This is a genomic window from Clostridium sp. (assembly GCF_030532265.1).
Taxonomy (GTDB): domain Bacteria; phylum Bacillota; class Clostridia; order Clostridiales; family Clostridiaceae; genus Clostridium.
Genome location: NZ_JAUNLM010000060.1, coordinates 1 through 4508, shown reverse-complemented (window position 1 = coordinate 4508; position 4508 = coordinate 1). Strand labels below are relative to the sequence as shown.

The following is a 4508-nucleotide window of genomic DNA, read 5'->3' as shown; positions in this document are numbered from 1 at the left end:
AGCAATAGCTAGAACAAAAGAAGGGTTTAAGGAAGGAAGACCAAAGAAGTATACAGATAAGCAATTAAATAATGCTTTAAGTATGCTTACTGTAAATGGTGGAAATAGCAGCTACAATGAAGTAGCAGAGCTTTTAGGAATAAGTAAGAGTACATTAATAAGAGCGAATAATAAAAGAAAGGTCTATTAATAGACCTTTCTTTTATTGTTTAAACTAAGTTTTTATATTATAAATTTAATTACTAGCAAAGGAATTAAATTAAATACAGAATGTATAAAAGTTAATCGTATTAATGGATTCATTTTATATTTATCATACAAAATAAATATATATGCAAAAAATATAGCAGCAGGTAATACTGAAAATATATATTCTAGTGAATAATTATGAAAGAGTGAAAATAATATTATAGATAATATAAATCCAACTGTATAATTTTTAAATAAATTTTTGCATATTTTTATAATTAAGAATTGGAAAATAAATGTTTCAAGAAAAGGACCAATAGAAATGGTATATATTTGTAGGAAGATAGAATTTAATATTATGGAGGTTGGAGAATTAAAGTTATTTACATATACATTTTTAAAGAGTAAATTTGGTAATAGATTAAAGAGAAAATTCGATATACCTAGTAATATAATTATTATTATAAAGTTATGTATTTTCAAATTTAAAAAAATTTTGTCTAGTTTTTTTATTATGTCCATTTTATCCCCTTTTTAATAGTATTCGACTATAAATTCCAGAGAATTTTTAATGTTCTTTGGAATTTATAGTTAATTATAATTATAGTTATTTTGAAGCTGCTGACTTTATTCCATCAACAAAACCATGTCCAAAATCAGAAATATCTTGAAGATGACCTCCTAGCCAAATAAGTCCTTTCCACACAGTTTTTCCACTTATTCCGCCATTTATGGCTTCTAATTCTTCTAAATTTAATGTATTCATAAAAAATTTCCCCCTTAAATATTAATCCCAGAAAACATCATTTCTTGTATCATAAGCAGCTTTTCCTAATTTACTTCCAATCCAGTACCAAACGCTATCAGATCCGCCACCATTGATTAATTCTAATGAGTCTTCATTAAGATTTTCAAAATTTTCACTTAAATTCATTATTAATACCTCCTTGAAAAATACTAAATAAGTATATAACAAAAAAACGTATTTTTTCAAAAATTGAATAAAATTATACAATAAATTCAAAAAAAGTACATAATTTCCCTTTAATGTTAATTTATTGTATTATTTTAGGGGGAATTATGACGAAAAGATATTATTGTATAAAGCAACATGATTATAAAGACTGTGGATGTGCTTGTTTAGCTACTATATGTAAGACATATGGCTTAAAGTATCCAATATCTAAGATAAGAGAAGTTGCAGGAACAGATAAAATGGGAACTAGTGCTTTAGGAATTATACAAGCAGCTGAAAAGTTAGGATTTTCGGCAAAAGGAGTTAAATCGAGTAAGCCACAGGACATATTCGGTGAAATACCACTACCAGCTATAGCTCATGTAGTTATAGATAATAAATTTTTACACTATGTAGTTATACATAAAATAAGTGAAAAAGAAATAATTGTTGCAGATCCAGCTAAAGGAATTGTTAAATATAAGCCAAATGATTTCTTTACTATTTGGACAGGGGTTCTTTTAATTATGACTCCAACTGCACAATTTAAAGAAGGAAATGAAGTTAAAGGTGTATTTTCAAGGTTTTTTGATTTAGTAAAACCTCAAAAGGGATTATTAGTAAATATATTTTTAGCATCAATATTAATAACTATATTTGGGGTATTGGGATCATTTTATTTCAAGTTTTTATTAGATGATATAGTACCTAATAATCTAAAACAATCTCTAGCTATATTCTCAATTGGATTCATAGTTTTAGCTTTATTTAAAGTTATTTTAGAGGCATTTAGAACTCAACTTTTAATATATTTGGGACAAAGGTTGGATATACCATTAATGCTTGGCTATTATGATCATGTAGTTAATCTTCCAATGAACTTTTTTGTAACTAGAGAAGTTGGTGAAATAATATCAAGATTTAATGATGCATCTAAAATAAGAGATGCGATATCTGGAGTAACTTTAACTATGATGATAGATGTACTAATGGTATTAATAGGTGGTTTTATATTATATTCTCAAAGTACATTGCTATTTGGGATTACAATAATTCCTTTAATTTTATATGGAATAATAGTTTTTATATTTAAAAATAATATAGAAAAAGTTAATAGAGAAACTATGGAGAGTAATGCTAAGTTAACATCTTATTTAGTAGAATCATTAAACGGAATTGAAACAATAAAGGCTTTTAATTCAGAAAGAGAAGTAAATCTAGAAACAGAAAAAAGATTTATAAAACTTATAAAAGCTATATTTAAAAATGGAACAATAAATAACATACAGGTTTCACTAAAAAGTGGAGTAAAAGGTATTTTTGCAATAGCAATTTTATGGATTGGTACAGTTCAAGTACTAAATGGAAAAATATCTTTTGGTGAACTTTTAACTTTTAATGCTTTATTAGCATACTTTTTAACACCAATTGAAAATATAATCAATTTACAGCCTACATTACAAACAGCAGTAGTAGCTGCCGAAAGATTAAGTGAAATATTGGATTTAGAGCTTGAAAAATCTAAAGAAGAACATAAGAAAATAAATCCTGAGTCCTTAAAGGGCGATATAAAATTTGAGGATGTAGATTTTAGATACGGAACTAGAAGTTTAGTATTAAAGAATATAAACATGAACATAAAGTCTGGACAAAGAATAGCTCTAGTAGGGGAAAGTGGATCAGGAAAGACTACTTTAGCAAAACTTTTACTTAATTTTTATCAATGCGAAAAGGGTGAAATTATAATAAATGATTACAATTTATTAGACCTAAATATCGAAGCATTGAGAGATAAAATAGCGTACATATCACAAGAAACTTTTTTATTTAATGGAACAATAATAGAAAATTTAATGCTTGGAAATCCTTATTTAACTTATGAAGAAATTATAGAAGCTTGTAAAAAGGCGCAGATCCATGAATTTATAAATTCACTTCCATTAAGATATAACACATTAGTTGAAGAAAATGGATCGAATTTTTCTGGTGGACAAAAACAAAGATTCTCTATAGCAAGGGCAATTCTTAGAAAACCAGAAATTCTTATAATGGATGAGGCTACAAGTAATCTTGACTCTATAACAGAAAAAGCTATAGAAAAGACTATTCACGAATTTAGTGAAGGAATGACAACTGTAATAATTGCGCATAGGTTAAGTACAATTATGAGATGTGATAATATTTATATTTTAGAAAAAGGAGAGATAAAAGAAGAAGGTTCACATAATGAATTATTAGAGAAAAAGGGTAGGTATTATGAACTTTGGAAAGAACAACTTCCAGAAATAAATAAGGTTGAAGAAATTCAAGTTAAGGAGGTTGTAAAAGTTGAAGTTTAAAATAGATAATATAGAAAACTTAAGTGACAGCAGAGAGGTTATGGAGTCTAAGCCAAATAAATTTACGAGTATTTTTATTTATATAGTACTTGCATTAATAGTTATATTTTTATTATGGGCTTGGTTTAGTAAAAAAGAGATTGTAGTAAAAGCCACTGGGATAGTTAGACCATATAATGAAACTTATGCAATATCTAATGTTATAGCAGGCGAAGTAAAAGAAATTAATATGAAAAATGGAGAAAATATCTCTAAGGGAGATGTTCTATTTAAAATAAATTCTAAAGATTTAGAAGATAAAAAAGGACAGTTAGAAGATAGTAAAGAGTACCTTGAAACAGACATAGATAATTTAAAAAAGCTAACTAATAGTATAAATGACAATACAAATTATTTTGAGGATAATGGTAAGGAAAAGGAATATTATTATAAATATAAAAGCTATGTAGCTGGAAATAAGGTTCCATTAAGTGATAAAGATAATATAAGTGAATCTAAGAAAGACCTTCAGGATGAGAAAAATAACTTAGAGACATTATTAAAATCAGTTAAAGATCAGAAAAACTATAATGAAAGTGGTTCTTTATTTAGTGATCAGTATAATAGTTATATTTCTTCAAGAAAAGTTATAGAGAGTAAATTAGAGCAACTGAAAAAACTGGAAGAAAATTTACAAGGAAATAATTCAAGTGAAGAAACTAGTAAGCAAATTACTCAAGTTGAAGGAGAAATTAAAGGTAATGAAGATCAATTATCTAAATTAGAAAGTGATACAGAAGTCCAAATAAAAGGCTCTATAGATAAAATAAATCAAAATATTAAAAGCTTAGATAATAATTTAGATAAAATAGATGAATCTAATGATATAGTAAAAGAAAAAAGTAAAACAACAGTTTTGGCTCAGATTGAGGAAAAAATAACTGTTGATAAAGAAAAATTAAAAGAAGTAAATTCAAATATAAAAGAGATAAACAAAAATATAGAAGACTGCACTGTAAAAGCTCCTGTTGATGGGAAGTTAGATA

Annotated in this window: 6 protein-coding genes; 3 read left to right on the top strand and 3 right to left on the bottom strand. The window is 26.2% G+C overall.

Annotation, left to right across the window (positions count from 1 at the left end; all coding sequences use genetic code 11):
* The coding region (locus tag Q4E08_RS10405; RefSeq protein ID WP_303130756.1) for a helix-turn-helix domain-containing protein at nucleotides 1-190 on the top strand (190 nt) is incomplete at its 5' end.
* 32 nt (nucleotides 191-222) lie between these two features.
* Here Q4E08_RS10405 and Q4E08_RS12160 read toward each other — a convergent pair.
* The 3 genes from Q4E08_RS12160 to Q4E08_RS10395 form a co-directional block, all read right to left on the bottom strand.
* Complete coding sequence (locus tag Q4E08_RS12160) at nucleotides 223-711, bottom strand: CPBP family glutamic-type intramembrane protease (protein ID WP_368410196.1); 489 nt, start codon at nucleotides 709-711, stop codon at nucleotides 223-225.
* Nucleotides 712-796: 85 nt separating this feature from the next.
* Nucleotides 797-955 carry a hypothetical protein gene (locus Q4E08_RS10400; RefSeq protein WP_303130755.1) on the bottom strand — a complete coding sequence of 53 codons (159 nt, stop codon included), beginning with the start codon at nucleotides 953-955 and terminating at the stop codon, nucleotides 797-799.
* A 21-nt stretch (nucleotides 956-976) separates the two neighbouring features.
* Nucleotides 977-1123: a hypothetical protein gene (locus tag Q4E08_RS10395; RefSeq protein ID WP_303130754.1), complete on the bottom strand. Its 147-nt coding sequence runs from the start codon at nucleotides 1121-1123 to the stop codon at nucleotides 977-979.
* Nucleotides 1124-1269: 146 nt separating this feature from the next.
* Between Q4E08_RS10395 and Q4E08_RS10390 the strand changes: the two genes are divergently transcribed.
* Nucleotides 1270-3483 carry a peptidase domain-containing ABC transporter gene (locus tag Q4E08_RS10390; protein ID WP_303130753.1) on the top strand — a complete coding sequence of 738 codons (2214 nt, stop codon included), beginning with the start codon at nucleotides 1270-1272 and terminating at the stop codon, nucleotides 3481-3483.
* A partial coding sequence (locus Q4E08_RS10385; protein ID WP_303130752.1) for a biotin/lipoyl-binding protein occupies nucleotides 3473-4508 on the top strand: 1036 nt, incomplete at its 3' end. The genes Q4E08_RS10390 and Q4E08_RS10385, both read left to right, overlap by 11 nt.

Coding starts and splice junctions, on each gene's coding strand:
- Q4E08_RS12160 (WP_368410196.1), bottom strand. CDS start 711: ATGGACATAATAAAAAAACTAGACAAAATTTTTTTAAATTTGAAAATA.
- Q4E08_RS10400 (WP_303130755.1), bottom strand. CDS start 955: ATGAATACATTAAATTTAGAAGAATTAGAAGCCATAAATGGCGGAATA.
- Q4E08_RS10395 (WP_303130754.1), bottom strand. CDS start 1,123: ATGAATTTAAGTGAAAATTTTGAAAATCTTAATGAAGACTCATTAGAA.
- Q4E08_RS10390 (WP_303130753.1), top strand. CDS start 1,270: ATGACGAAAAGATATTATTGTATAAAGCAACATGATTATAAAGACTGT.